Genomic DNA, 3,706 nt, shown 5'->3' on the forward strand with positions numbered 1-3,706 from the left:
GCCTTACCGATCGCTATGGCTTCAGAGCCACCTCACCAGAAGGCACAGTTTATATATTTGATGTTGTGCGTTTGGTTCCAGCGTCACTGATCTCTGTAGCGCAGGAAGCCGAAAGCGTGGATCCCAACTATCCGCTAGAAGTGATCCTGCGTACCTTCAGTTTGAATGTCCAGGTCAGCTCCATTACCGACCGCTTTGGTAATTGGGTGCGTTATCACTACGAAGCGACCAGCATACCACCCGGTATTGCCGCCTCCATGCTGACGTACTCAAATAAATTACGAAAAATAGAAGCGAATGATGGCCGGGTCATCGACATTTTTTATGAAGCAGGCAGTCATAGTGACAGGATTCGTCGGGTGGTTGCAGAGGGCCAGACCTGGTCTTATTTGTATCGCACAGAATATGACGTTACCGATCAATTGCACAAAGATATCTTGCATGAAGTGGTGCGACCCGATGGAAAAAAATGGCAGTTTAATTTAGCTTTTGACAAATTTGGCGGATATGAAAACAGCGGCTGGATGGGCATTTTAGCCTGCATGAATACTGATCACTTTTTGCCATTGGTGTCTACTCTTACTCATCCGGAAGGTGCCGTTTTTCGTTTAACGCAACGAGCCACCCGTTTCGGTCGTACGGCGGTACCTGTAAACTTACGCGATCATCATGATGTCAGCCGCTGTTTTAATAATGTGGCGGTGATCAAAAAAGAATTACTGTTGGCCGATGAAAACTTAACCTGGCAATACAGTTATTCACAAAACCCCGGCTCTCCAAAAGGGATGTTAGAGCACAGCAACACACCGCAACCAGCCCCCTTAACCGGCTTGCCTTTTACCCCAGCAGGTCATCACTTACTGGATTTACGCTCAACCACAACGCTTAATCCAGATGGCAGCAAAACGGTGCATGTATTTGATCGTAAGTTTGGGGTGTTAGAAGGGGAGGAGGTATTAACCTTACATTATGATACCGATGGCAGCAGTTTATTGCAGTCGGTGCGCAAAACCTTTACCGTACAGCCGAAAACGGGCAAGGTACGCTTAGTGTCCTGCAAACCCTCACAATATCCTGTTATCGACATTGACCATAATAAATGTCTCAAAGCTTTTGATAATCAGGCCAAAGAAGAACATCATCGTTATCTTCATCAGCTGCTCACCACCCAGTACCATAATGGAGTGGGCACCACCTTCAGCAAAGAATACAGTCATTACAATAGTTATGGCCAGCCGGAACTGATTAAAGAAAGCAGCAGTTTCGGCCAACGTTTTACCCGTAATAGCTACCAACATAATACGGCGATCTGGGTATTGAATTTACCTCTTAAAACAGAAGTGTCTGCAGATGGCCAACACTGGCAAACGGTGAGCGAAACCAGTTATTACAGCCCTGCTCATGTTAGTCGTTTATTACCATATCAACAGCGTTATTTTGGCATGCTTTACAGCACCAATACCTACCATGCAGATGGCAACATCAGGCGGCAAAGTTACAATGCAGCTCATCGTTGGGTAGAATATGGCCATTATAAACGTGGCACCCCGCAGCACATTATGCTACCTGGCCGCTATCAGGCAGCCAGCACTCAAAGTGCGACTCAAGTGGTTAATAACCGGGGTGAAATAGCATCTGTGACCAATTTTCTGGGGCAAACTACTCACTATAATTACGATGTTATGGGGCGATTAACCCGCATCACCCCGCCAAGCCCCTGGCAGCGAACAGAGATCAGTTACGGCAATAGTGCCGGGCGTTTTATTCAAACGATTAGTCGTGGCCAGTATCAAAAACGTATAGAAATGGATGCGCTGATGCGTCCGGTGTTAACCCGCGAAACGGATACTGCGCGCAATATCAATATTTTCGTACGCCAGCGTTTTGATGCCTACAACCAGCCAGTATTTCAGTCAGTTCCCAGTTATTCCAGTGCTGCAACCTCAGGTTTTGTAACTCAATATGATGGCCTGCAACGGCGCAGACGCCACTTTACTAATGTGGATAATACCGGTACCGACTATTATTACTTAGCAGGTAACAGGGTTATGACAGTAGATGCAATGGGCAATCAAACCACGACTACTTACCGGGCACTAGGCGCGCCTGAGCAACACTTACCGCAACACATTGCGCAGCCAGAAGGCGTCACCACACTACTGGCTTACAACCTGTTTGATAACGTGATAAGCATTAGCCAGGGCGGCATAACCGAATCTCGCTTTTATAATTCCCAACAGCGCTTATGCAGGGTAGCGCGAACCGATGTTGGTGCCACCGCTTATGAATACAATGCAGTTGGTGATTTACTCTGGCTCGCGCAGGGCGCATCCGGTGCCAACAGCGGCTGCTTCACGTCTAGTGTATTGGCGGGGGAAAAATCGGTAATATTCGGCAAATTACCTATCCGGACAGCAGTGGCAATATTGTTCATACCTATGATGCTCAAGGCCAGTTAACCCGGCTGCAAGCTGGGGCCAACCGCTGGGATTATCTGTACAACAGTTTAGGTCTGGTAGAGCGGGAGAGCCTTACCGTAGACAATCTGAGTTTTGAGTTACAACAACAGTATAACGCCATGGGTCAGCTGATTACGCAAATCTACCCTTCAGGGCGGCAAGTCAATTTTAGCTATGATGCCCTGGGCCGTGCTTTAAATGCCGGCACTTATGCCACACAGGCGCAATATACGCCCAGTGGTCAGTTGCAGGCTATGCGATTTGGCAACGGCTTACACTTCAATCAAAGCTTTGATAGTAAATTACGGCCAGAGCGTCGCATGGTTAGCCAAAGCCAATTGTTGTTATCTCAGCAATATCAATATGATGCAAATAATAACATTACCGCCATTCTGGATGCGGTGACCCCGGCTCACAGTGTAACGGCGATAAGTTATGATGGACTAGACAGATTAAAAACCGCTAATGGCTTTTGGGGCCAGGGCAGTTTTAGCTACGATACCCTTGGTAATATTACGCAAAAAACACTGGGCAGTCATAGCCTGAGTTACAGCTATAACGCACAAAACCGGCTGTCGGCTATCTCAGGCAGTGTTAATCGCAGCTTTCAGTATGACAGCCGCGGTAATGTCACTAACAACGGTGCCAGAGCCTTTACCTTTAACAGAGCTAACCGCTTAGCCAGTTCGGGTAATATCAGCTTCAGCTACGATGGCCACGGCCGGCGGATCGTTAAAAACAACAACGGCTTAAAAACCTATAGCCTGTACAACAGCCAGGGTGTGCTGATGAGCACCTATGAAAACGCCGGCTACACCGACTATTATTACCTGGGCAACCAGTTGGTCGCCAAATACCGCGATCCGGGCGCGCAATCCGATAACCCCGGCTACACCGGCCACGCCGAAGATAACGATTTGCAGCTAACCTATATGCAGCAGCGGTATTATGATCCCTTGATTGGGCGGTTTTATTCGAATGATCCTGTAGATATGTTGGGCCACCTGCAGCGCGGCAATCCAACCATGGGCTTTAACCGCTATGCTTATGCGAATAATAATCCTTATAAGTATGTGGATCCTGATGGACGTCATCCTTGTGCACTTGGTCCGGTAGCTGTTGGAGTATGTGTCATTGGAGCAGTTATCATTGGTCATACCATCGTAGAGGCTGAAGATAAACTTGATAAGCTAGGTAAGGCAGCCATGGAGGATAATTTGAAAAGGGAAGAAGCATGGGATGCTATT

The 3,706-nt window shown here is 47.6% G+C and carries 2 protein-coding genes; both read left to right on the plus strand.

The features are described 5' to 3' along the window. Positions 1-2,459: RHS repeat domain-containing protein (locus V7D78_RS16325; protein WP_333609520.1), on the plus strand; the 2,459-nt coding region annotated here is incomplete at its 5' end. A 119-nt stretch (positions 2,460-2,578) separates the two neighbouring features. Further along, on the plus strand, positions 2,579-3,706 hold a 1,128-nt coding region (locus V7D78_RS16330; RefSeq protein WP_333609521.1), incomplete at its 3' end, for an RHS repeat domain-containing protein.

Origin of the sequence: Arsukibacterium sp. (assembly GCF_036735525.1) — a bacterium.
GTDB lineage: Bacteria > Pseudomonadota > Gammaproteobacteria > Enterobacterales > Alteromonadaceae > Alishewanella.